This window comes from Streptomyces sp. NPDC059696 (assembly GCF_042733745.1).
Lineage (GTDB): Bacteria > Actinomycetota > Actinomycetes > Streptomycetales > Streptomycetaceae > Streptomyces.
In genome coordinates, this window is record NZ_JBHWFG010000005.1 from 71,931 (window position 1) to 93,685 (window position 21,755).

General features: G+C 69.7%; 19 protein-coding genes and 3 pseudogenes. 10 read left to right on the top strand and 12 right to left on the bottom strand.

Annotated features, from left to right (window positions below; translation table 11 throughout):
- Positions 1–42: 42 nt before the first annotated feature.
- Entirely contained in the window at positions 43–1,479 is a 1,437-nt protein-coding gene (locus ACFV20_RS07085; protein WP_385653325.1) for an MFS transporter, read from the bottom strand.
- 168 nt (positions 1,480–1,647) lie between these two features.
- Here ACFV20_RS07085 and ACFV20_RS07090 point away from each other — a divergent pair, with 168 nt between their 5' ends.
- From ACFV20_RS07090 to ACFV20_RS07100, 3 genes are all read left to right on the top strand, one after another.
- A complete protein-coding gene (locus ACFV20_RS07090) occupies positions 1,648–2,295 on the top strand; it encodes a TetR/AcrR family transcriptional regulator (RefSeq protein ID WP_385653327.1) in 648 nt (215 codons plus the stop codon).
- 316 nt (positions 2,296–2,611) lie between these two features.
- Positions 2,612–2,908 carry a heavy-metal-associated domain-containing protein gene (locus tag ACFV20_RS07095; protein WP_385653330.1) on the top strand — a complete coding sequence of 99 codons (297 nt, stop codon included), beginning with the start codon at positions 2,612–2,614 and terminating at the stop codon, positions 2,906–2,908.
- Positions 2,909–3,269: 361 nt separating this feature from the next.
- Complete coding sequence (locus ACFV20_RS07100) at positions 3,270–3,500, top strand: hypothetical protein (protein ID WP_385653333.1); 231 nt, start codon at positions 3,270–3,272, stop codon at positions 3,498–3,500.
- Positions 3,501–4,343: 843 nt separating this feature from the next.
- On the opposite strand, the gene ACFV20_RS07105 is transcribed toward ACFV20_RS07100, so the two are convergent.
- Positions 4,344–5,783 carry an MFS transporter gene (locus ACFV20_RS07105; RefSeq protein WP_385653335.1) on the bottom strand — a complete coding sequence of 480 codons (1,440 nt, stop codon included), beginning with the start codon at positions 5,781–5,783 and terminating at the stop codon, positions 4,344–4,346.
- Positions 5,784–6,088: 305 nt separating this feature from the next.
- Here ACFV20_RS07105 and ACFV20_RS07110 point away from each other — a divergent pair, with 305 nt between their 5' ends.
- The 3 genes from ACFV20_RS07110 to ACFV20_RS07120 all read left to right on the top strand — a co-directional run bounded on the left by ACFV20_RS07110 (position 6,089) and on the right by ACFV20_RS07120 (position 8,305).
- Positions 6,089–6,541 (top strand): hypothetical protein, encoded by a 453-nt coding sequence (locus ACFV20_RS07110; RefSeq protein ID WP_385653337.1) that lies wholly within the window; start codon positions 6,089–6,091, stop codon positions 6,539–6,541.
- 100 nt (positions 6,542–6,641) lie between these two features.
- The gene (locus ACFV20_RS07115) at positions 6,642–7,292 is read left to right on the top strand and encodes a DUF305 domain-containing protein (protein WP_385653339.1); all 651 of its coding nucleotides are present in this window, start codon (positions 6,642–6,644) and stop codon (positions 7,290–7,292) included.
- Between the two features lie 155 nt (positions 7,293–7,447).
- Positions 7,448–8,305, top strand: coding sequence for a F510_1955 family glycosylhydrolase (locus tag ACFV20_RS07120; RefSeq protein WP_385653341.1), 858 nt, complete (start codon positions 7,448–7,450; stop codon positions 8,303–8,305).
- Positions 8,306–8,361: 56 nt separating this feature from the next.
- Here the strand turns inward: ACFV20_RS07120 and ACFV20_RS07125 are convergent, their stop codons facing one another.
- From ACFV20_RS07125 to ACFV20_RS07135, 3 genes are all read right to left on the bottom strand, one after another.
- On the bottom strand, positions 8,362–8,784 hold the full coding sequence (locus tag ACFV20_RS07125; protein WP_385653344.1) for a TetR/AcrR family transcriptional regulator: 423 nt from the start codon (positions 8,782–8,784) through the stop codon (positions 8,362–8,364).
- A gap of 219 nt (positions 8,785–9,003) precedes the next feature.
- Positions 9,004–9,174: a hypothetical protein gene (locus tag ACFV20_RS07130; RefSeq protein WP_385653346.1), complete on the bottom strand. Its 171-nt coding sequence runs from the start codon at positions 9,172–9,174 to the stop codon at positions 9,004–9,006.
- A 79-nt stretch (positions 9,175–9,253) separates the two neighbouring features.
- Positions 9,254–9,739, bottom strand: a complete 486-nt coding sequence (locus ACFV20_RS07135; protein WP_385653348.1) for a transposase — start codon at positions 9,737–9,739, stop codon at positions 9,254–9,256.
- Between the two features lie 368 nt (positions 9,740–10,107).
- Between ACFV20_RS07135 and ACFV20_RS07140 the strand changes: the two genes are divergently transcribed.
- Positions 10,108–10,551 (top strand): sensor histidine kinase, encoded by a 444-nt coding sequence (locus ACFV20_RS07140; protein ID WP_385653739.1) that lies wholly within the window; start codon positions 10,108–10,110, stop codon positions 10,549–10,551.
- Between the two features lie 775 nt (positions 10,552–11,326).
- On the opposite strand, the pseudogene ACFV20_RS07145 reads toward ACFV20_RS07140, so the two are convergent.
- From ACFV20_RS07145 to ACFV20_RS07160, 4 genes and pseudogenes are all read right to left on the bottom strand, one after another.
- Positions 11,327–11,428, bottom strand: a pseudogene (locus ACFV20_RS07145) (3-oxoadipate enol-lactone hydrolase); the annotation flags it as partial.
- Between the two features lie 342 nt (positions 11,429–11,770).
- Positions 11,771–12,007, bottom strand: coding sequence for a tyrosine-type recombinase/integrase (locus ACFV20_RS07150; protein WP_385653350.1), 237 nt, complete (start codon positions 12,005–12,007; stop codon positions 11,771–11,773).
- Between the two features lie 345 nt (positions 12,008–12,352).
- Complete coding sequence (locus tag ACFV20_RS07155) at positions 12,353–13,132, bottom strand: glycosyltransferase (protein WP_385653353.1); 780 nt, start codon at positions 13,130–13,132, stop codon at positions 12,353–12,355.
- Complete coding sequence (locus tag ACFV20_RS07160) at positions 13,129–14,424, bottom strand: ATP-grasp domain-containing protein (RefSeq protein WP_385653356.1); 1,296 nt, start codon at positions 14,422–14,424, stop codon at positions 13,129–13,131. The genes ACFV20_RS07155 and ACFV20_RS07160 overlap by 4 nt, the downstream gene beginning before the upstream one ends.
- A gap of 250 nt (positions 14,425–14,674) precedes the next feature.
- Between ACFV20_RS07160 and ACFV20_RS07165 the strand changes: the two are divergent.
- Positions 14,675–15,262, top strand: a pseudogene (locus ACFV20_RS07165) (transposase); the annotation flags it as partial.
- A gap of 139 nt (positions 15,263–15,401) precedes the next feature.
- Here the strand turns inward: ACFV20_RS07165 and ACFV20_RS07170 are convergent.
- Positions 15,402–16,727 carry a sugar transferase gene (locus tag ACFV20_RS07170; protein WP_385653359.1) on the bottom strand — a complete coding sequence of 442 codons (1,326 nt, stop codon included), beginning with the start codon at positions 16,725–16,727 and terminating at the stop codon, positions 15,402–15,404.
- Positions 16,728–16,942: 215 nt separating this feature from the next.
- On the opposite strand from ACFV20_RS07170, the gene ACFV20_RS07175 reads away from it, so the two are divergent.
- The gene (locus ACFV20_RS07175; protein WP_385653361.1) at positions 16,943–18,154 is read left to right on the top strand and encodes an NAD(P)-binding domain-containing protein; all 1,212 of its coding nucleotides are present in this window, start codon (positions 16,943–16,945) and stop codon (positions 18,152–18,154) included.
- A 278-nt stretch (positions 18,155–18,432) separates the two neighbouring features.
- Here ACFV20_RS07175 and ACFV20_RS07180 read toward each other — a convergent pair.
- Positions 18,433–18,609 (bottom strand): annotated as a pseudogene (locus ACFV20_RS07180) (IS110 family transposase); the annotation flags it as partial.
- A 767-nt stretch (positions 18,610–19,376) separates the two neighbouring features.
- Between ACFV20_RS07180 and ACFV20_RS07185 the strand changes: the two are divergent.
- Positions 19,377–20,645, top strand: a complete 1,269-nt coding sequence (locus ACFV20_RS07185) for an MFS transporter (RefSeq protein ID WP_385653363.1) — start codon at positions 19,377–19,379, stop codon at positions 20,643–20,645.
- Positions 20,646–20,701: 56 nt separating this feature from the next.
- Here ACFV20_RS07185 and ACFV20_RS07190 read toward each other — a convergent pair whose 3' ends face one another.
- Positions 20,702–21,691, bottom strand: coding sequence for a LysR family transcriptional regulator (locus tag ACFV20_RS07190; protein WP_385653365.1), 990 nt, complete (start codon positions 21,689–21,691; stop codon positions 20,702–20,704).
- Positions 21,692–21,755 lie beyond the last annotated feature (64 nt).

A 21,755-nucleotide genomic window follows, 5' to 3' on the forward strand; every position in this document is an offset into this window, starting at 1 on the left:
ACAGAAGCCTGACGCGGGCCGTCGAACCGGGCACCCGTCAACTCAGTGCACATGCGGTCCGCCGGTCATCCGCGGCTTGCCGCGCGGAACGAGCCCCAGGGCCACCGCGGCGCTGACGGCGGCCGCCACCGCGCACACCGTGAACGCGTCGGTGAATCCGCCGACCATGCCACGCTCGATGCCGGATACCGCGACTGTGGAGACGACCGCCACGCCGATCGAGCCGCCTACCTCGTGGAATGTGTTGACGACGCCGGACGCCAGCCCCGCTTCGCGGTGCTCCACCATCGCGAGTGCCGTGGTGGTAGCGGTGACGAAGACCGCGCCAATACCGGCCGACGCGATGACAAGGCCGGGCAGCAGACTCCCGTAGACGCTGCCCGTCTCCGACAGCCGGGTCAGCGGCACGGTCGCGGCGGCCGCGATCACCATGCCGGCGACGGCCGTGGTGCGGCTGCCGATGTGGCCGACGAGGCGGGAGCCCACGTGCGCGCCGACACCGGTGGCGACGGCCACAGGAAGGAAGAACAGTCCGGTCTTCAGCGGGCTGAAGCCTCGCAGGTGCTGGAGGTAGACGGACCCGAGGAAGAAGAAGGCGATCAGCAGGGCGGTGGCCATCAGCATCAGGAACGCCCCGGCAAGGACGGGCCGCCGGGTGAACATGCGCAGGTCCATCAGGGGGGCCCGGCCGGCCCGTTCGGCGACTGCGAACAGTCCGTACGCCACCACCGCGCCGGTCAGTGGCAGCAGCGTGGCAGGAGCCGCCCACCCCGAGTCGCCTGCCTTCACCAGTCCGTAGATCAGCGCGCCGGTGCCCGCGGTGACCAGCAGCGCCCCGGGAACGTCGAGCCGGGCTGGCTGCGGCGCCCGGGCCGCCACGAACGCGGGGAGGACGGCCAGGACGAGGAGGCCGACGGGCACGTTGACGTAGAAGACCCACTGCCAGCCCGGCCCGTCGGTGAGCGCTCCGCCGAGCAGGACCCCGGCGGCGGCACCGGACCCGCCGATCGCCGCCCACACGCCGAGGGCCTTGTTGCGCTCGGCACCGTGGAAGGTGGTCGTGACGATCGACAGCGCGGACGGAGACAGCAAGGCGGCGCCGACCCCCTGGGCGAGACGCCCACCGAGCAAAACCGGGGCGTTACCGGCCAGACCGGTGATCAGCGAGGCGGTCGTGAAGAGGGCGAGTCCGGCGAGCAGGGTGCGGCGCGCGCCGAGGGCGTCGGCGAGGCGGCCTCCGAGCAGCATCAGACCGCCGAAGCAGAGGGTGTACGCGGTGACGACCCAGGTCAGCGTCTCACGGTCGAGGTCCAAGTCGACAGCCATGTCGGGCAGGGCGACGTTCACCACGGTGACGTCCAGGATCAGCATGAACTGGGCCAGACAGATCAGCGCCAGGGCGACCCAGCGGCGCGGGTCGGGAGGCGAAGAGGCGGTGTGGTCCGGTGCGTGGGGAGTACCGGCAGTGGAGTGAGTCATGACAGGTCCTTGAGGCGAGGTGGCAGATGGGCGCGCGGGGAGGCCAAGCCCGGTGATGGCGGCCCTCGTGGCTATGGCCGACGCTGAACGCAAGCACACACATGAACTGTACTGTTCAGTTCATCTGAACTCAACTGTTCAGTTCAGGCGAGTGCTAGAATCCTGGTCATGGGCAGGGAAAGTGCCAAGCAGCCCCCAGTCGGCCCCCGTGCGGAGCTCAAGCGGCAGGCCATCGTGCGGGCCGCCCGCGAGCTGTTCCTGCGGGAGGGCTTCGGCGTCGGCATGGACGCCATCGCCGCCGAGGCCGGAGTGTCGAAGGTGACCGTCTACAACCACTTCGGCAGCAAGGAAGCCCTTTTCACCGCGGTCATCACAGGCGCCCTCGACGAGCCCCTCACAGGCGATGCGTCGACCGCGCTCGAACAACTGACCGAGGCCGAGGACCTGCGCACAGCCCTCCTCGACGCCGCTCGCAGCTGGGTGCAATCAGTGCGCACCAATCGCAAGGTGGCGGCGCTACGCAACCTCGTGGCCACCGAGGCCCAGCGCTTTCCCGAGCTGGGCCGGGCCTGGCGGCAGCACGGACCCGAGGGGCACCATCCCGCGGTCGCGAAGGCACTGCGCACCCTGGTGGACCAGGGCCGACTGGCGATCCCGGACCTGGAGGCGGCCGTCATCCAGCTCTACGCACTCCTGGTCTTCCCCCATATGATCTTCGGCTCCTACGGCACACATATCGACGACGACCTCACCGACCGTCTCCTCACCAGCGGCGTCGACATGTTCCTGAGCCACTACAGCCCACGGCCCACGTAACGGATACGCGGCCTACCCTCACGCAGACCGTTTCGCCCCTACGCCAGGACAGAACAAGAGGCAGAGCATCAAGCGGGCGGTACCCGCCGCCGGCCCGCAGCAGCACGCCCTGCACTGCCCGAGAGTGATCACCGAGGCCCTTGCGGCGCACGGCCGCGAGCTTCCTATTCACTGCGGCTCGCGGGACTCCCATGCGCGTAGGTTGGGTCACAAGCCATTCATACCCCTAGGGGGTATAGTGTCTGCATCGTTGGGAGGACCGCGAAGCAGCCCTTCCGACGGCAGACCCACGCAGTCACACCATGAGGGAGCACCCATGACCACCCAGACGAGTGCCGGATCCTGCTGCTCCTCCGACGGCTCCTGCGGCTCGGGCACCGTGACCGACGCCCAGGGCGCAGGGGTCACCGCCGTCTACAAGGTGTCCGGCATGACCTGCGGCCACTGCGAAGGGGCGGTCAGCCAGGAGATATCCGCCCTGGACGGCGTCACCGACGTCAAAGCCGTCGCCAAGACCGGCGAAGTCACCGTCACCTCCGCCGCCCCGCTCGACGAGGAGGCCGTCCGGGCCGCCGTCGACGAGGCTGGCTACGAGCTCGTCGGCCGGGCCTGAAGGCCCCGTTCGGGCATCAACCCCGAACCGCAGGAGATGCGCATGACCAGCACGGCTCCCGAAAAGAGGTCCCCCGGCGCGACGTCCGCGGCCGCCTCCGAGATCGAGCTCTCCATCGGCGGCCTGACAGGCGCATCCTGCGCCGCCCGCTTCGAGAAAGCAGGCTCAACCGGATGGACGGGTCCTTCAAGTAGAACTGGGGACAATCTCGTTGGCTAGTAGGGGCCCTGCCGGAAGGCAGGGCCCCTACTGCATCGCACCTCACTGTCACGCGTCGCTGGGGAGGTCAAATGCGCCGGTTCCCGATCGACATGGGAGTGAAGGCAGCACATCCCACGGCAGGCTTCGGGAGCATCCTGTCGTGACCGTGACCGCGGATCTGGCCATCTCCCTCGACGGCTACATGGCCGACCCCGACAATTCCCTCGACAACCCGGGAGGCGACGGCGTCGAGGCGCCCTTCGAGTGGATCCACAACTTGGCACGCCCGCAAGAGCGTCAAGGCATGACCGGTGAGGAGGAGAACCGCAACTCCGAGCTGATGCGGGAGTGGTTCGGCGCCACCGGAGTGGCCATCGGCCGGATGATGTAAGACACGGGTGAGGAGTTCTGAGGCGACAACCCGCCGTTCCGGACGCCGGTCTTCATGCCCACCCACCGCCTCCGGCCGGGTACCTGAGGGACGGGCTCATGGACGAGCTCCGGCTGCACGTGATGCCCGTACCCCTCGGCGAGGGGCTGCGGCTCTTCGAGGGCTGGGCGCCGGGCGGCGGAACCTCGAGCCGGTCAGGGTGGTCGACACGCCCTCCCCACCCACTTGAAGTGCCGCTTCGCGTGAGCCGGTACAGACAAAGCCCGGCTTCGGCAGCACCGCAGCTGCTGCCCGGACCGAGAGTCGGCGATCGACGCGTGGCGTCCGAAGAGGTTGGTGGCGCGTCTGGCGAGGGACCGTCCGCCGACGCCCTCCACGGCCGGCCCGTGCTCGGCCCGGCGAGCGGTCCAGCTGCTCCTCTCGCCGGGCCGATGCGGCGCACGGCGCCCTGTACCCGTCCAGGCGCTGCACTGACGCAGGAAGTCGACCGCGGTAGGCGCGGAGTGAGGCAGAGGGCGTCGTTCGGAGCCCAGCGCCTGAGTTTGCGGGAGGGGGAGGCTATCGGGTCTTCGCCCCGGTGCAGCGGCCGGCGCACGACGATCCGGCGTCGCCCCTGCCCTCGGTCGGGCGAGCGGCCAGGGCCTGGAGCAATGCCATTGCAGTCATGCGCACCAGGGGGTGCTCGGCTCCCCGGCGGACAGCTTCCTTGAACGATCGCGACTGCATGACTGATGTTCCCTTCTCGTAGCGCCGACGGGCTCACCGGACTCCGGGCGGAGGGAGTCTGCGGTGAGCCGGTCGGGTGGGTGGTGTGCCTGCGGGTGCGGGCCGACAGCCCATGGGTCAGACGCTTGCCTGCTCACCCGAGGCGGTCTCGCTCACCTGCTGTTGGGTGGCGACCGCCTTCTCCGTACGCATGGCCAGCAGCGTCACGGCCCCGCCCAGCGCGGCGATGCCCGCCGCTGCGAGGAACGCCGCGCTGAACCCGTCCGTCAGCGCCGACAGGTCACCGAGTGCGCCGGCGCCCTGGGAGGTGGCCAGTGCGGTGAGGGCCGCGAGGCCGAGCGCCGAGCCGACCTGGTAGGTGGTGTTGACGATGCCGGAGGCCAGGCCCGCCTGCTCGGCCGGAGCGCCGGACATGGCGGCCATCATCGCCGGGATGTACGCCAGCGACATCCCCAGCGCGGCCACCAGCGACGCGGGCAGCACATCGACCACGAAGGAGCCGGTCGGCTCCACGGCCGACAGCCACACCAGGCCGAGCGCGAGGACGAGCAGTCCGCCGGCGATCAGCGGCCTGGCGCCGAAGCGGGCCAGCAGCCGTGCCGTGATCGCGGTCATGAAGACCATGAGCAGCACGGTCATCGGCAGCAGCGCGGCGCCCGAGGCGAACGCCCCGTATCCGAGTACCTGCTGGAGGTAGAGGTTGAGGAAGTACCACATCGGGATCCACGCGGCACCGAGCAGTGTCATCGCCAGGTTGGCCGATCCCAGGCGCGGCACCCGCCAGATGCCGAGAGGCATCAGTGGCTCGCGCACGGACCGCTGGAGCACGAAGAAGAGGACCAGCAGGGCCGCTGCGCCGAGGAGTTCGAGCACGGTCCGGGTGGAGCCCCAGCCGATTTCCGGGGCCCGTACGACGGAGTAGACGGCGAGCGCGAGGCCCGCGGTGACCGCCGCAGCGCCGAGCACGTCGATGGCGCCGCGGCGCGGGGCGACCGCTGGCAGCAGCTTGGTCGCGGCGAGCGTGGCGACGCCGATGGGCACGTAGAGGATGAACACCCAAGGCCAGCTGAGCCATTCGGTGAAGACGCCGCCGAGGAAGACGCCCGCGGTGCCGCCGGCCGGGGCCGCGGCGCCGTAGAGCGCCATGGCCTTGCCGAGTTCCTTGGGATCGTGCGCGAACAGCGTCATGAGCAGGGTCATCGCGGCGGGAGCGATCAACGCGCCGCCGACACCCTGCACCGCGCGGCCGACGACCTCGACCCACGCCGTCTGCGCGGCGGCAGCGACGATGGAGCCGCCGATCAGCACGGTCCAGCCCGCCGTGAAGACCCGGCGGGCGCCGAGCAGATCGGACAGGCGCCCGCCGAGCAGGAGCAGCCCGCCGAAGGTGATGACGTAGGCATTGAAGACCCACTGCAGCTCGCCCTGCGAGAAGCCGAGATCCTGCTGCATCTCGGGGAGCGCGACCCCGATGATCGAGGTGTCCATGATCACCATGAACTGGGCGGCGGCGAGCACGACGAGCGCCCACCAGCGCCGCGGATTGACTGACGACATGGCCTTTCCCTTCCATCCGGAACAGACCCGAGGGCTATACCCCCAGGGGGTATCACGAAGCTGGAAGGTACAATACCCCGAGGGGGTATGCAAGAGTCGTAGCTGAGCCAGTCGGAAGGCACGAACCGATGCCGAGAGCTGCTGGATCCTCGGCGCCGTTCAACGAGCAGACGGGGTGGGAACCGCCACGCCCTGAGCGATCAGGGGCCGCAGTCACCAGTCCGCCACGGCGTGATCGGCTCTGGTTCGGTACTGTCGGGAGCGGAGGGCCACGGCGGCCCTCAACGGATGTCCTGGGAGTGGCCGTGAGCCGGTACGTACGAGCAGGAGGCGCCCTCGGGCACCTGCTGCTCGTGGTCGTGCTCGCGTTCGGCGTGTTCGTCATGCACACCGTCGGGCATCCCACCGACTCGCATGCCGCTGAGATGGGTCCGGCCTCCCATGTGTCGGCGCCGACGACCCATTCGGCCTCGGCGACGCACGAGGACGCTGCAGATCCGGCCTCGGCGGAATCGAAGCACGAGGCCGCCCCCGAGCAGGCACCGTCCACCGACATGCCCGTCATGGCGATGGACATGATGTCCCTCTGTCTGGCCGTCCTGCTCGCCGCTTGGGTGCTCACGGCGCTCGTCCGGTCGGCGCTCGCCCGTCACCCTGACTGGCTGGCGAACCTCCGTGCCCAGGTCGCCGCCGTGCTGCGCCCCAACCCTCCGCCACGCGGCCCTGATCTCACCCGGCTGTCGGTCCTTCGGCTGTAGGCCGAGACAACCTCGCGGGCGCGCACCACGCGCGATCCCGCTGTCTCACACGCCCAAAAACCGCCAGAAGAACCAGACACCACCCGAGGTGAAATCGATCATGACTGCCTTCACGCGTGCCCCGCGCCGCAAGTCCACTCGACGTATCGCGGCCGCGAGCATCGTCGCGACGGGAGCCCTACTGCTGACCGCCTGCGGCGGCGACGGCGACGACATGAGCGGCATGGACCACGGCAGCGGCTCGTCATCGGCCACCGCGAGCGCCGAGGCCGGGGCCAAGACCGGGGACTTCAACGACGCGGACGTCACGTTCGCGCAGATGATGATCCCCCACCACGAGCAGGCCCTGGAGATGGCCAAGCTCGCCGACGGCCGCGCCTCCGACGCGGAGATCAAGGACCTTGCCGGGAAGATCGAGCAGGCCCAGGACCCTGAGATCAAGACGATGAAGTCCTGGCTCACGTCGTGGAACAAGCCGACCGCGATGGAGTCCATGCCCGGAATGGACCACGGAAGCATGAACGGCATGATGTCCGACGCGGACATGAAGGAACTCCAGGCCATGAAGGGCAAGGAGTTCGACAAGATGTTCGCGGAGATGATGATCGACCACCACAACGGCGCGATCGCCATGGCCAAGGACGAGCAGAAGAACGGCAAGAACGCCGACACCAAGAAGATGGCCGGCGACATCGTCAAGGGCCAGTCCGCCGAGGTCGAGCAGCTCCAGAGCATCCTCGACCGGCTCTGAGCCGACACACACGGGCCGTCCGGGCTCCACGGCACGCTCGCCGAGGAGCCGGACGGCCCGGGCCCCGGCCCCCGCACGTCCCCCGCCGACCGCACCCTCACGGTCTTCACCGCCCTCCGCGCCGACGCGCGCCCGATGACTCCGACCGAGGAACCATGCACAAGCGCCATGCCGCCGCGACAGCGGCTGCCCTGACTCTCGCCCTGCCCCTGGCCGCCTGCTCGAATGACAAAGACGGCGCGGACTCGTCCGCCGCCCCCGCGACAACGGTGAGCCACATCCACGGCCTCGGCCTGGACCCCTCCGACCAGCGCCTGTACGTCGCCACCCACGAGGGCGTCTACACCCCCGACGCCAGCGGCGATCCTCAGCTCGTCGGCGACAGTAAAGACGACTTCATGGGCTTCACCGTGGCCGAGGACAACACCTTCTACGCCAGCGGCCATCCCACCTCCGGCGGCAACAAGGGACTGATCAAGAGCACCGACGCCGGCAAGACCTGGACGTCGCTGTCCCTGTCCGGGGAGTCCGACTTCCACGCACTGGACCACGCGCACGGCACGGTCTACGGCTACGACGCCACCAACGCCCTGCTGCGCACCACCAAGGACGGCACCACCTGGAAGGACGGGGCAAGCCTCGAGGCGCTCGACATCGCGGTCAGCCCGAACGACCCCGGCGTCGTCCTCGCCACCACCGCCGAGGGCATCGCCCGCAGCACCGACGGCGGCAAGACGTTCACCAAGGGCAAGGAGCCGGTGCTGGCGTTCCTCTCCTGGAAGGCAGCGGACGCCCTCTACGGCATCGACCCGGCCGGCGCCCTGAACCGCAGCAACGACGGCGGCACCACCTGGCGGAAGGTCTCCACCGCGCCGGGCGGCCGACCCCAGGCGCTCACCGCGGCCGGCGCCGAACACATCCTGGCCGCCACCCAGGACGGCGTCTACGAGTCGAAGGACGGCGGCACGACCTTCCGCAAGCGCCTCGACGTCGAATCGAGTGGCGGACACTGACGGGCGTATGGCGGAGCCGATCACCAGGGCCGGGCGCGCGGCACCGCGATGGGACGTCAACCCTGGGGACGCAGGCCGGCCAGGGTCACCGCGACGAGCCGCCGCACCGCGGCCTTGGACGACAGCGCTCCGGACCCGGCGAGGGCATGCAGGCAATAGCTCGCCAGCTCGTCCGGCGAAACGTCGTCCCGCACCTCGCCCGCCTGGACCTCCTCGGCCAGCAACCCCCGGATGAAGTGGCGCAGATGCTGTTCGGCGTGCGCCACATGGTCACCCCGGTGCAGGACGGCGGAGAGCTCTCCCCCATGGCCGTGCCGCTGCTGCTGGATGAACGCGTAGCGCTCCAGCACCGCCTCCAGCCGCTCCCCCGGCGCACCTGCGCGGTCCCCGAGTCCGGCGAGCTCGGCGAGGTGACCGGCTATCTGCTGCTCATGCCACGCGGCGATGATCGACTCGACGTCCGGGAAGGACGTAGACACTGTGTATCGATAAGAGCTGCCGCCTGCAGAGGGCCCGTGGCCCGCACCGTCCCGTCAGAGGGAACCCGCATCGCCGGGGGCGCCGTACTCCCACAAACACCGTTGCAGCACTAGCGATGACGTCCGGATCGTGAGCCGCAAGACGAAAGTGCCCTCTGGCCTGGGACGATAGGGGCTTGTCTAAGGCTTCTGTCGTTCCAGCAGGAAGGCACTACCGGTTCACGTCTCAGGCTCGTCGTGTCGGCCGACGGCCGGCACAACGGAGCAGGCCACCAACACACAGGCATTCGGGCCGATCCGCAGCAGTTGCCCAACCAGCGACACCGCCCGCTGCCGCCACGCGAGGCGTTGCAGACGCCGCACCAGTATCGAGCGGGCCACGTCGCTCATGAGCGCTGCGGCCCCCGCCGGGCACATGCCCCGGCGGGGGCCGCAGTGACCGTCAGGTGTCACTTTGCTGTCACAGCCCCTATGAGCGGGGGTCTGGCTGTAGCTGTTTGACCAGGTGGAAGACCTCGCGGGCAGCATAGCGTTTGAGGCAGCGGACGATTTCGCGGCGGGTCTTGCCCTCCTTGATCCGCCGCTCGTAGTAGTCCTGGGTGCGCGGGTCGACCCGCAGGCGGGTGAACACGATCCGGTGGAGCGCGGCGTTGGCCTGCCGGTCGCCGCCGCGGTTGAGGCGACGGACCTGTCGGCGTCCCGAGGAACGCTCGACGGGGCTGACCCCGCACAGTGAGGCGAAGGACGCTTCACTGTCCAGCCGTTCCGGGTTGTCCCCCACCGTGATCAGCAACGTGACCGCCGTGTCCGGACCGATCCCCACCACGTCGAGCAGCTGCGGCGCGTGGCATTCCACGAGCCGGGCCAGACGAGCGTCCACCTCCCGGATCTGCTCGGAGAGCCGACCGATCCGGAAGGCCAGCAGCCCCAGCGTGATCCGAGTGGCCTGCAGCACCGACTCCTCGCCGACCTCCTCGCGGCTGCTCGAACCGGCACCCCCGAACAGACCACCGTAGCGACGGCGTCACCGCTCCGGCGGCCTGGCGGGCGGGCCCTGAGAGCGGCCGAAATCGGCAGGGCGTCGGGCGGAGACAACAACTCGGTGAGCTGCGTCGTCCCGGTCTCCTTTACGGAGGACACCATGGCAGAAGAGCGTTGCAGGGCGACCTGGTCGAGGCGGACGCGGTCGCGACGCTGAACCTCGCGGAGAAGGTGAACGCATCGGTCGCCGACCTGCGGCTCACCCACCCCGACGCGGACGTCTCCGGGCGCGCCGCCGCAGGACTGCAAGTACACGGCTGGGGCAGGGGGCTGGGCTCGGCGGTGGACAAACCTGCTGGCCATAGCCTGGATCCACGACCGCGCCGCCGAAGGAGTCGCCCGAGTCGAGGTGACCCTGCGCCCCTCCCACGACCCGCTCAAGCAGACCGCGGTGCTCACCGTGGACGACCAAGGTCCACCGGCATCCCCGCCGAGCGCCGCGAAGATGTCTTCCAGCGCTTCCACCAGGGCCCGGACAGTCCCGGCACCGGCCTCGGTCTAACCCTCGTCGCCCAGCAGGTGGTCCTACACCGGGGCCGGATCACCGTGCCGGACCGCCCCGACGGTGGCGCCGGAACCCGGTTCGAACTGCGCCTGCCAGCCGTTGCTGCGCTGGGACTGGCTGACCGGCACAACCGGCCGCTGAAGCCCCTCACCAGTCCCCGGTGGACGTCCAAAGGCGTGCGGAGCGCGTCCGCGCTGCGATACACCGCGACTATCGCGTAGCCGAGCCTTCGCACCTGTACGGCACACCAACGGACGAGCCCTTGGGCGCAGCCGGCACCGGGACTTGATCAAGCAGGCCGAGGAGTAGCCCTGGCCGTTCTCAGACCTCCGTCCGCCGTTGCGACCGGACCAACTGTCGCCGTTACCTCTTGTCTCGCAGTATCTCGTCGAGCCGCCGGCCCACGCTGAGCGCCGATACGATGTGGCATGGTCCAGGACCTGATCCTCTGGGCTCTCCTTCGCGACGGGCGTGCTACGGAACTCACCCCACCCGATGCTCTCGCCGCTTGACAGACCGCATTAGGAATCACTGTCACCGACGAGTTCCGCCAACTGCTGGGGCCCGGAGATCCAGCCCGCCACCCGGTCGCGAAACGAAGGTCGGGCCCGGCAGAGCCGATGGCGAGGATCCCGCTTGCACCACCGAAGGGCGGTGGTCACAGCACGCCTACTCGTAGCAGGAGTCGAGGTACGTGGTCACGTCCCGCTCCCTGGACCTCAGGAGGCGACCGAAGCCCGCGTCGTCACCGCCTCGCTCCTCCGGGGACTCAAAGGGGGTGAGCCCGAGGACAACGGAGCCGTCAGCACGAGCACCGATCCATCCTGACCAGCCGCACGACGAAGCCCCGCCGGAGCAGACCGGCAGGGCTTCGTCGTGCTGTCAGGTGTCACGCGCGAATCACAGACCCCGTGGACACGCTCCGGCACAGGATCCCGAAACTGGACATACATGTCCGCATAAGACTGGATGGACGGTCCTGGACGGCTTCTACGACATGTGCCAGGTGGTACCCAGTGAGGGACCCAGGATCAGGACGGGAGCCTCTTCTGGCCCGTCAAAGCGGTATTGCAGGGTGTTCGACGGTGTCTCACTCACGCCCCAGACCCTCTCACGTCTCACGAAATCTCACACAGCCGGGGGAAACCAGTGACTCGATGCATCCGCGGCTCGACTCATCGAGCACTGGCGACGGCCCTCACCGATCGAGCCTGAGCCTCAGTTTGCACACGCGCCCCCGACGCGGCGTGTCCCATGGCCGCGCTCTCACCCTGTCCTCACATCGACGCGCTGCATCCTTCATCAGCGCAGCGGCCAGCCGTCCCGGGTTTGCAGCAAAGCATGTGGTGCCGTCCCGAAGGTCGAGACGACGTGGCGGGAAACCTTTCGAGCCCCTCCGATCAGCCCCTGATCACCACCCCTTGGGATACGCCGCCGAACTCAGGCGCGTCCCTCCGCCTCACCATGTAGGCCATCCCATGTGGTGGCGGCTTCGCGGAAGTCTTCCACGTCTGGCTTCACATACCACTTCTTCGTGGTCTTCACGTTCGTGTGCCCGGCCCACCGGGCGAGGATGTGATCTGGCACGCCGTTGTTGGCAAGGAAAGTGAGGCAGGAGGCACGAGCGTCGTAGGGACGTACTCTGCGCAGGCCAAGGACCTCGCAAAGGAAGATCACGTTCTCCGGCCATGGACTTGGTGTCCTTTTCCATGACGTATCGATTCCCCATCATCGTCCGGGTGTTGGCTATGGTGATCGTGGCTTGTCCAAGTCGACGTCCTTCCATCGAAGTCCACAGACTTCAGCGGGACGCAGACCCATGGGGGACAGCAGAAGGGGAGCACAGAGCCGTTCCGTCCTGACGCCGTGAATGAACATCTGGACTTCCTGGACGTTGCACGGCTTCCCCTCCTGCTTCTTCTTCCGGTCCTCTTTACGCGCCCTGCGGGGAATTGTGATGTGCTGGGCCACATTCATGGTCAGCAGCCGTCGCGGCGCTGGCCGATTCAAGGCATCCTTAAATCATGCGAGACTCATTTCCACACTGGTCACTCCGAGCGGAGTGCCGACTTTCCGCCGCGTGCGCGTCCATACCTCAACGCCCAATGCATCCACTCTTCTACGTCTTCCTCCGTGAGCTCTTGAAGCTGAATGTGGCCCAACTTCCCACGAACCCGATCCAAGGCAGATCCGCGCCACGCACACGGTCAGTGGTCCGGTGGCGCAGACACCGAGCCGGTACCGCGCTGCTTCACGCGCGGAGGCTTCCGGCGGCGTGAACCGGTCGAGGTCCACCCCATTGCGAACCACTGTCCACCGGGACCGGATGCCGGCGGCCACCCCGTGGGCACGCTCCCCCTCGCTGACGCACACCACCTGGTGCGCCCATCGCGCTCCCGCTCTCTCCCACTGCACCACCGCGGTCGACAGGGCAGCCGATACGGCATCGAACGACCAGGCGTGCGGCTGATAGACGGTGGGAACACGCCCGCGTATCGCGAGGCGGCCCGCGAGCCCCGCCTTCGCACTGTGCAGGTGCACCACGTCCGGACGCACCATGCCCCCCCCGATGCGCCGCACTTCGGCAACCTCGCGTCGCAGCGCCGGACCGGGAGAGCGTACGGCGTCCCACCGCACTACCTGGGCCCCGCGCTGCGCGGCTGTCCACCACTGCGTGCCCGCGAGCGGACACGCCACGGTCACCCGGTCACCTCTCGCGCACTGCCCGGCGGCCAGGTCCGTGACCACTCGGGCGACGCCTGCCTCGCTCGACTGGGCGATGTGCAGGATGGACCGCCTCACGGCGCTGTGCCCCTCGGCTGCAGGAGCCGACCTCCGGGGGCCGGGGTCTCGTGCGGCAGCGCACCCTGGCTCGGAACACCCTTGTCCGGACCGACCACGGCGCGCACCGGTTTCGTGAGTCGTCGTGCCACCGTGCCGCTGAAGCGCACCGCCACGGCAACCGCGGGCACGGGATCGTCCCAGCTCAGCCAGGCCCGTTCCAGGTTCCGCCGCGGCAGCGCGGACGGGAGCCGGCGTTCGCGCCAGGCGGTCACGGTGGCCGACACGGCATCCAGATTGCCCACGATGAAGCCCCGGCCGTGGATCTGTGTCACGTCCGGAACGTCCTGGCCTGTCAGGTCCAAGTACATCGCGCGGACCACGTCCAGTTCCTGCGCGGTGGTGAAGAGACGGAACTGCTGTCCGAACCGAGGGTTGAAGTCCACCAGCTTGTAGCGGCCGTCGCGCCGGTCGAACCGCCAGTCGAGGTCGGCGATCCCGCAGTAGCCGATCGCACGGCACAGTTCGGCGGCCAATGTCGCGAGGGCGGTGTTGGGCCGGGCCCGGGCCCGGGTGGTGAGGCCTGTCCTGGGTGGCCAGGAGCGGAGCTTCTGCCCCGTGAAGACGAGCCGGGGCATGCCTCCCGCGCTGCAGTAGAGGTGGGTGAACCACTCCTCGGCGACTTCGAGAGGGATGTGCTCCTGGACGATGACGGAGGGAGAGTCGGCGCTCCCGCACACGGCGAGCAGCTCGGCCTCATCGTGAACGAACACGGTGTGGCCCATGGCGGAGTCGTTCAGCTTGGTGAAAGGCTCCCTGTCCTTCAGAACCAGCGGGAATCCCCACTCACGCCCCACCGCGACCAGTTCGGCGCGGTCGACCGGCGACCGGGTCAGGGGAGTGGGCACCCCGTGCTCCTGGCAGGTCCGGTTCAGCCCCGCCTTGCTGGCCAACCTGCGGGGCAGCGCGGGCGGCACGGGGGACAGCACAAACCACTCAGCCAGGCGATCGGCGTTCTCCGCCAGCAGCACGGCGGCCTCGTCTCCCTCCGCCACGGCAACGGTGGGACGCCCGATCTGCCGGCCGATCTGCAGGAGGGCCAAGACCAGTTCCGACGCGTCCTCCGCTCCGGTCGTCGGGCGGATGAAGCGGCCGGCGAGATGGCGTGAGAGGGCGACCGGGGTGAAAGGGTCCTCGACCATGGCGTACGCCGGGACTCCCATACGCCCCAGGGTGCGCACCGCCCCAAGCCCCCCGTGGAGTTGGGGAAAACGCCCCAGCTTGACGAGCAGTGCCGGTACTTGGTCACTCATGGAGGCTCCGTAAGTTGTGAGGCGGCCCGGGAGGGCCGGATGTGGCGGATGGGGTCTTGCCAGTCGTGGCTCCGAAGGAGTGGCCGTCCGGCTCCCCGGGGCGCCCTGGCTGCTGACTGAGAGGTGCGCGCTTCGTGCGGTCGCCGTTGACGGAGACGACAGCGGGGTCTTCCTCAGGCCGACGGCATGCTGTTGGGGCCGGGGAGGGGCGAGCGAGCGACGGGCCCGGGTCTGGGCCGGCATCGACGCGGGCAGGGCCCGGCTGACCGCATGGCTCGCCAGCCGAGGCGTCCGGGGCGCCGACGTGGTCGCGGCCACCGCGCTGGAGGCGACTCAGGCCCAGCGGACCGCGCTGCCCGGCGAGGACGCCACCGCCCGGATCGTCGCCGGCCTGGCCGCACAGATCCTGGTCCTGGACGACCGCCTCAAGCGCATCGACAAACAGATCCGCGACACGTTCCGCAGCCACCGGCAGCTGGAGATCATCGAGTCCCTGCCCGGAATGGACCCGATACCCGGCGCCGAGTTCGCCGCCGGCGACCCTGCGGCCGCCGCCGACACCGGCCACCTGGCCTCGGCGGCCGGGCTGGCGCCCGTGCCGCGCGACTGCGGCCGCCGGACCGGCAACCTGCACCGGCCCGAGCGCTACAGCCGCCGCCCGCGACGGATGTTCTCCCCGTCCGCGCACCTGAAGAAGCGCGGTGAGGGCTGCAAACACGTCCGGGCTGTGATCACACTGGCCCGCCGACGAGCCGGTGCCCTGTGGGCACCGCTGCGCGACGGACGGACGTTCACCTCCGCCCGGTCGATCACACAAGCGGCTCGACCTCGTCATTGAGACTCCTTCGGGGGCGCCCGGTCGCCTCGGAAGTCACGCCGGTGACACGCGTCAGCAGGCGCCGGTCCGGCGCACGACCGCGGACGGAGTCCGCAGCAGGATCGACAAGGCCAGGCGGGCGACCAGTTCTCGACGTAGCTCATGTCGACACGGTCCGCTCCGCGGTCGGCAGGCAAGAGCGCCCACTGACCTGCCACAACCCGCTCATACCGGGCTTCACCAGATGCCGGTGGCTCGCGTCTTCGCTCAGGGCGGCGATCTCGTCCTTCACCAGGGGTCTCGGACCGACGAGGGACATATGGCCCGCCGCCACGTTGAACAGCTGCGGCAGCTCGTCCAGCGAGAACGAGCGCAGGAACGCCCCCGCTCCGGTGACGCGCGAGTCGCCGACGATCTTGAAGAACCGGTCGTTGCCGTAGCGATTGAGGTGGGCGAGTTCGGCCTTGCGCCGATCCGCACCGCGGCGCATCGTCCGAAACTTCAGAAGAGTGAATTCACGGCCGCCGCGCCCGGCCCTGCGCTCCCGGAAGAATGCGGGTCCTGGGCTGTCGAGCCGTACCCATACGGCGATCGCCACCATCAGCGGGGCCAGCAGCAGTATCCCCGACAAGGCCAGGAGACGGTCGGTCAGCTGTTTGGGGATGCGGGACAGCCTGGAAAGCCTGGGGGCGCGCAGGTGCAGCAGGGGCACCCCCGCGACCGGACGCACGGACAGCCTCCCGGCCGTGACGTCGGCGAGGACCGGCGCGAGCAGGAGGTCGACGTCCGCTGCCCGCAGTTCCCAGGACAGCCGCCGCCGTCTTTCGGTGCCCAGCTCGGTGCCCTGCAGCGCGATGACCGCGTCGCCGTCGGTCCGCCGTACCGTCTTGAGCAGGTCCACGGCATCGCAGGACACCCTGGCATTCCTGTCGGCACGGCCGTCGCGGGCTGCCGGGCCGGTGGGGCGGACGCCGACGACCCGCGGCTTGGGGCCGTGCCCTCTGCGCAGCGCCGTGATCAACTCGGCGGGGCCGAGCACGAGCACCCGCTCGACACGCCGGCTCCTGCCTTTGCCGGTGCGCATCCTCACCCGGCGGTACCTGCGCAGCGCGAGCGTCAGCCCGGCGGTGAGCGGCAGAGCGATCAGCGCGTCGTGCAGCAGTTCGTCGCGCGGTGCGAACCACCATGCGGCGCCGGCCGCGGCGGCGGCCAGCCAGGCCGCCCGCAGAACCCGGCGCAAGCACTCCGCGTCGGCATCGGGCCCGTACATCCGCTGTGACGCCATCGAGAGGAGCCACAGCGGGACGAGTACGGCCGGGACGAACCAACGGTGGAAGAGCAGCTGCACTCCGCCCGCGGCGACGGTCGCGGCAAGAGTGTCGATCGCGACCAGGGCCGGGGCGGAAGAGCTGCGGCGATGACGCCGGCGCGTCCTTCCCGCAGCCTTCGCCGGTCCGGCGCTGTGCGTTTCGTTGACCACGGCCACGGCTTGCCACCTCACCTATCGGCCAGCCTCAATTGCGCAGTCGGTGTATATTTACGATGTATATATACATACGCCGGATATCGGTAGTCAGTCAAGGAGCCGCTCGCCCTGACAAGGGAATCCGAAGGCTCACGGGAGGCGCCCGCGGCGGCCCCCGTGGCGATATGGGAAGGCCACCAAGCAACATGAAGCCTCCAGGAGATACCAAAGTCGCCGTGGTGGGAGCAGGCCCGTACGGGCTCGCCATCGCCGCCCACCTCCAGGCCCGCAAAGTGCCGTACCGGATCTTCGGTGAGCCGATGGAGGGCTGGCGCTCGCACATGCCGCGCGAGATGTACCTCAAGTCGTCCCCGTTCTCCTCGTCGATCTCCGCCCCTGCTCCGGGGCACGGGCTCGGGGCGTTCCGAGTCCAGGAGGGACGCCATCCGGGCCGTGAGCGGGAACCGGTGCCGCTGTCCGAATTCGTGCGCTACGGGCTCTGGTTCCAACGGAACTGCGTTTCCGAGCTGGAACGGACCGCGGTGCACGGCATCGACCGCCTCCGGGACGACCGGTTCCGGGTCACGCTGGACACCGGGGAAGAGTTCTCCGTGCCCGCTGTCGTGGTCGCCACGGGCATCAGCTCCTTCGCGTACGTACCGAGCGAGTTGACCGGGCTGCGGGAAGACGGCCTCGTCTCCCACACGGCGGACCACACGGACCTGTCGGTGTTCGCGGGCCGGAGCGTCGTCGTGGTGGGAGGCGGCCAGTCGGCCCTGGAGACCTCTGCTCTGCTGAACGAGGCCGGAGCGCAGCCCACCGTGGTCACCCGCACCCGTCCGTCCTTCGGTCCTCCCCCTCTGGTCGACACGGCGCAGGACCGTCCGCTCCATGCTCGACTGCTGTGGCCGGGGGCCGCGATGGGCACCGGATGGCCGCTGGTGGTCTGCAGCCGCGGTCCCGCGGCCGTCCGGCACTTGCCGGCCCGTGTCCGTGCCCATCTCCTGCGTACGGTCCTGGGACCGTCCGGCGCATGGTGGCTCCGGGAGCGAGTCCAGGGCCGTGTCCCGGTGCTGTCCGGCCGCAGCCTCCACTCGGCGGCGCGCGAGAACGGCGGGGTGCGGCTGGAGGTGCGGAATCCCGGCGGAGACGTGGAGATCCTGCACGCCGACCACGTCATCGCGGGCACCGGATACCTGGTCGACGTCGAGAGGGTGGAGCTGTTGAGCCAGGGGCTGCGCCGGGCGGTGCGCAAGGGCGCCGCCGATCCGCCTCAGCTGGCCGACGCGCCGCAACTGTCCGCCGACTTCCAGGCGTCGGTGCCGGGCCTGTACTTCGCGGGGCTGGCTGCCGCTCCCACCTTCGGGCCGCTGCTGCGTTTCGTGTGCGGCACGGGATTTGCCGCCAAGCGGATCAGCGCCTCACTGGCAGCGGACCATGCGGGATAGGACAGGCGACCGCTCACCGCCACGGTCGCCGGATCCCGGCGGACCGAGGTTCGGAGGCGATGCATCACCCAACGGACCGATCCCAGTCGCCGGCGGCGCGCCGCTGACCGCGATCGCGACGGACGTCAACCTCATCGTGCGCGCCAGCGCAGCCGATCTCACGACGAAGCCGCACCGGAGCGCTCCGGTGCGGCTTCGTCGTCTCACCGCTCCGCGCGGATGTCCCGTAAGGATGGTCCCCGGCGGGGCCTAGCCTTATCACCCGCTATCACACGCCCCTATAACGAGGGGGTGCTGGACACCTGTCTGACCAGGTGGAAGACCTCGCGGACTGCGTATCGCTCGAGGCATCTGATGATCTCACGGCAGGTCTTGCCCTCCCGGGTGCGGCGTTCGTAGTACGCCTGGGTGCGTGGGTCGTGGCGCAGGCGGGTGACCACGATGCGGTGCAGGGCGGCGTTGGCCTGGCGGTCGCCACCGTGGTTGAGGCGACGCGTGCTCCTGCGGCCGGAGGGTTACTCCATGGGGTTGACTCCGCAAAGGGCAGCAAAAGATGCCTCGGTATTTTGCCGCTCGGGGTTGTCTCCCATGCTGATCGACAAGCTGACGGCGCTGTCCGGGCCGATGCCCACCGATCCGGGCGCTGTGCACCGGCCCGTCGCCGGACTTGGCCGTGCCCGGGCACGACAGGCCCGTGCCGAAGGTGCCGGTGCCCTCCACCCCGGCCCGGCGCATCGCCCCCGCTTGCGGGCCCACACGAGCAGCTGGCGAGAGCCAGCTGCCGTCGCCGGAAGGACTCGGTGCCAAGGACCTTCCCCAGCGGGGAGATCCGGCGGCGACGGGAACTTCGCCGTGCGTGTCCACGCCCAGTACGACCTCTCTCCTCACGGGAGGATCCGTACTGGAGGAAGTGCTGCTGCGCTGTCTGGCCGTCATGGTGGAGCGCCTCCCGCGTGGTGACGCGCGACCGCCGTTCGGGGGGGGAACGGCCGTGCACGCCTTCCGTCGGCGTGATGGTCACCCATCCCATCCACCGCGTGGATAGTCCGGATACGGGATCCGGATTGCGCTGGGGATGGCACCGGCGCCGCGGCGCCCCCATAGTCGTCGCTACCGCACGCCGTTGTCCGGACGCCGCCGGTGTGCGAGCTCCCCGGCATGCCGTGCGCCTTCGGTGCCCGTGAGGCATGCCCGCTCCCTTACGCCATCCCCTGGAGTCGCCATGCCCGGTTCCGTGCCCTCGCCTCCCGCCGCGATCGATGCCACCGCTCCGTCAGCCGTCGCCGTCTCGGGCCCGGCCCATCGGCTGCGGGTGACCCTTCTGATGGTGGGCAGCTGTCTGCCGATCCTGGGGGCGGTGCTGATCGCCCCCGTGCTGCCGAAGATGCAGGACCACTTCGCGTCGGTCCAGGGGGCCAAGGCGCTGGTGCCGCTCGCGCTGACCGTTCCGGCGCTGGCGCTGGCGCTGCTGGCACCGTTCGCCGGGGTGATCGTGGACCGGCTGGGGCGCAAGCGGCTGCTGGTCGTGGCGACCGTCCTGTACGCCGTGTTCGGCACGGCCCCGCTCTGGCTGGACTCGCTGGGCGCAATCATCGCCGGCCGCGCTCTGGTCGGCGTCGCCGAGGCCGCGATCATGACCTGCTGCACCACCCTGATCGGCGACTACTACAGCGGCCGGCAGCGGGTGAAGTACCTCGCCCTGCAGACCATGTGCGCCTCCGCGTCGGCCACCGTCTTCTTCGTGCTCGGCGGCGCCGCCGGATCGGCGGGCTGGCGCGTGCCCTTCTGGATCTACGCCGTGAGCCTGGTGCTCGCCCCACTGATGGCGACCGCCCTGCCCGACCCGGCGGCCCGTGCGGACGGCGACGAGACTCCGGCCGAGGCGGAGGCCCGCCGCTCGTTCCCCTGGCGGCAGATGGCGGGCGTCTGTGCCCTCACCTTCTTCGGGGCGATGGTGTTCTACACCGTCCCGGTGGAGATGTCGTACCTGCTGGACGACCTCGGGGTGGAGAACACCGGCGTGATCGGACTGGCCACCGCGATCGCCAGTGCCGCCACCGTGGGCGGAGCGGTCACCTTCGCCCGGCTGAAGCGTTCTCCCGACCCGATGCTGCCCGTCGTTCTCGCGGTCTGCGCGATCGGCTTCGGGGTGATGTTCCTCGCGGGCAACGCCCCGCTGCTGGTCATCGGGGCGGTCGTCAACTGCGTGGGCACCGGCATGCTGCTGCCTGCCCTTCTGACCAGTGCCATGTCCCGTCTGTCGTTCGAGGACCGCGGGCGTGGCACGGGGCTGTGGACGGCGGCCTTCTTCGGCGGTGAGTTCGTCTGCCCGCTGGTGCTGCTCGCCGGGGAGTCCGCGGTCGGCAGTCTCGCCGGTGCGGTGGGCATGCTGGGGCTGGCCGCAGCCCTCGTCGCGGCGGGGCTGTGGGCGGCCCGTCGCCGGGTGGGCGCTGCCGTCGATCCCCGGCCGCTGCCGGAGCAGTTGGCCTGAGGGTGCGCGGGACGACCGCCGAGAGCACGTCGATCACGGGCTGCCGCCGGGTCCGGTCAGAGCCGGCCCTGCGGCAGCCCCGGCTCCCCACTCTGGTCGACGGGCACGGCCTTCCCTGGGCCCTTGCCGTTGCTGTGGCCGTTGCCCGCCAGCGTCGCGCCCACCTCCGCGGCCTTCTGCCGCAGCCAGATGTGGCCCGCGTCCTGCGCGTGCATCGGGTGCCACCACATCGCCTCCCGCACCGGTACCGCCTCGAACGGGCAGGGCAGGACGCGCACCGCCGCGGATCGGACCGCCTTGCGTGCCAGGCGCTCCTGGATCATCGCGACCCGCCGGGTGCCCTCGACCATGGGCGGCAGCAGCTGGAAGGTCTGCACGGACACCTCCACCTGGGGACTGATCCCTATCATGCTGAGCTGGCGTGCGGCCGGGGCGTCGTAGGGGCGCTGGTAGACGGCCCAGGGCAGCCGGGCCAGCTGGTCCAGGGTGAGTTCGTCACCGATCTCGGGGTGATCATCGGCGACCATGCACAGCCAGCGGTCCTGGTGGAGTTCGACGGCGGGGAAGCCGTCGATCACGCCGTGCGGCATCAGCAGTCCGTCGACGGTGCTCAGCACGGCCGCGGTGTTTTCCACGACGGACGGTGCCGGGTGCTGGAAGGTGAGCCGGATGCCGGGCGCTTCCTGGTGCAGGGCGCGGGCGAGTGCGGCGCCGAAGACGGCCGCTCCGTAGTCGGAGGCGAGCAGGGTGAACTCGCGGGTCTCGGCGGCCGGGTCGAAGTCGGCCTGGCTGGAGAAGACCCGCTCCAGCAGGTCGCACGCGGTGGCGCTGCGGTCCCGCAGGGCGGTGCCGAGCGGGGTCAGTTCGTAGGAGTTGCCGGTCCGGGCGAGCAATTCGTCGTCGAAATGGCGGCGCAGCCGGGACAGCGCCGCGCTCATGGCGGGCTGGCTCAGCCCGATGCGCTCGCCGGCCCGGGTGACATTGCGCTCTTCCAGCAGTGCGCGCAGGGCGAGGACCAGATTGAGGTCGAGTCGAGACAGGTTCACCGGGCAACCACCTAGGTAAGAGAGGCATCCGTTTCATGGATTTGGCACATCCACAGGATTGATT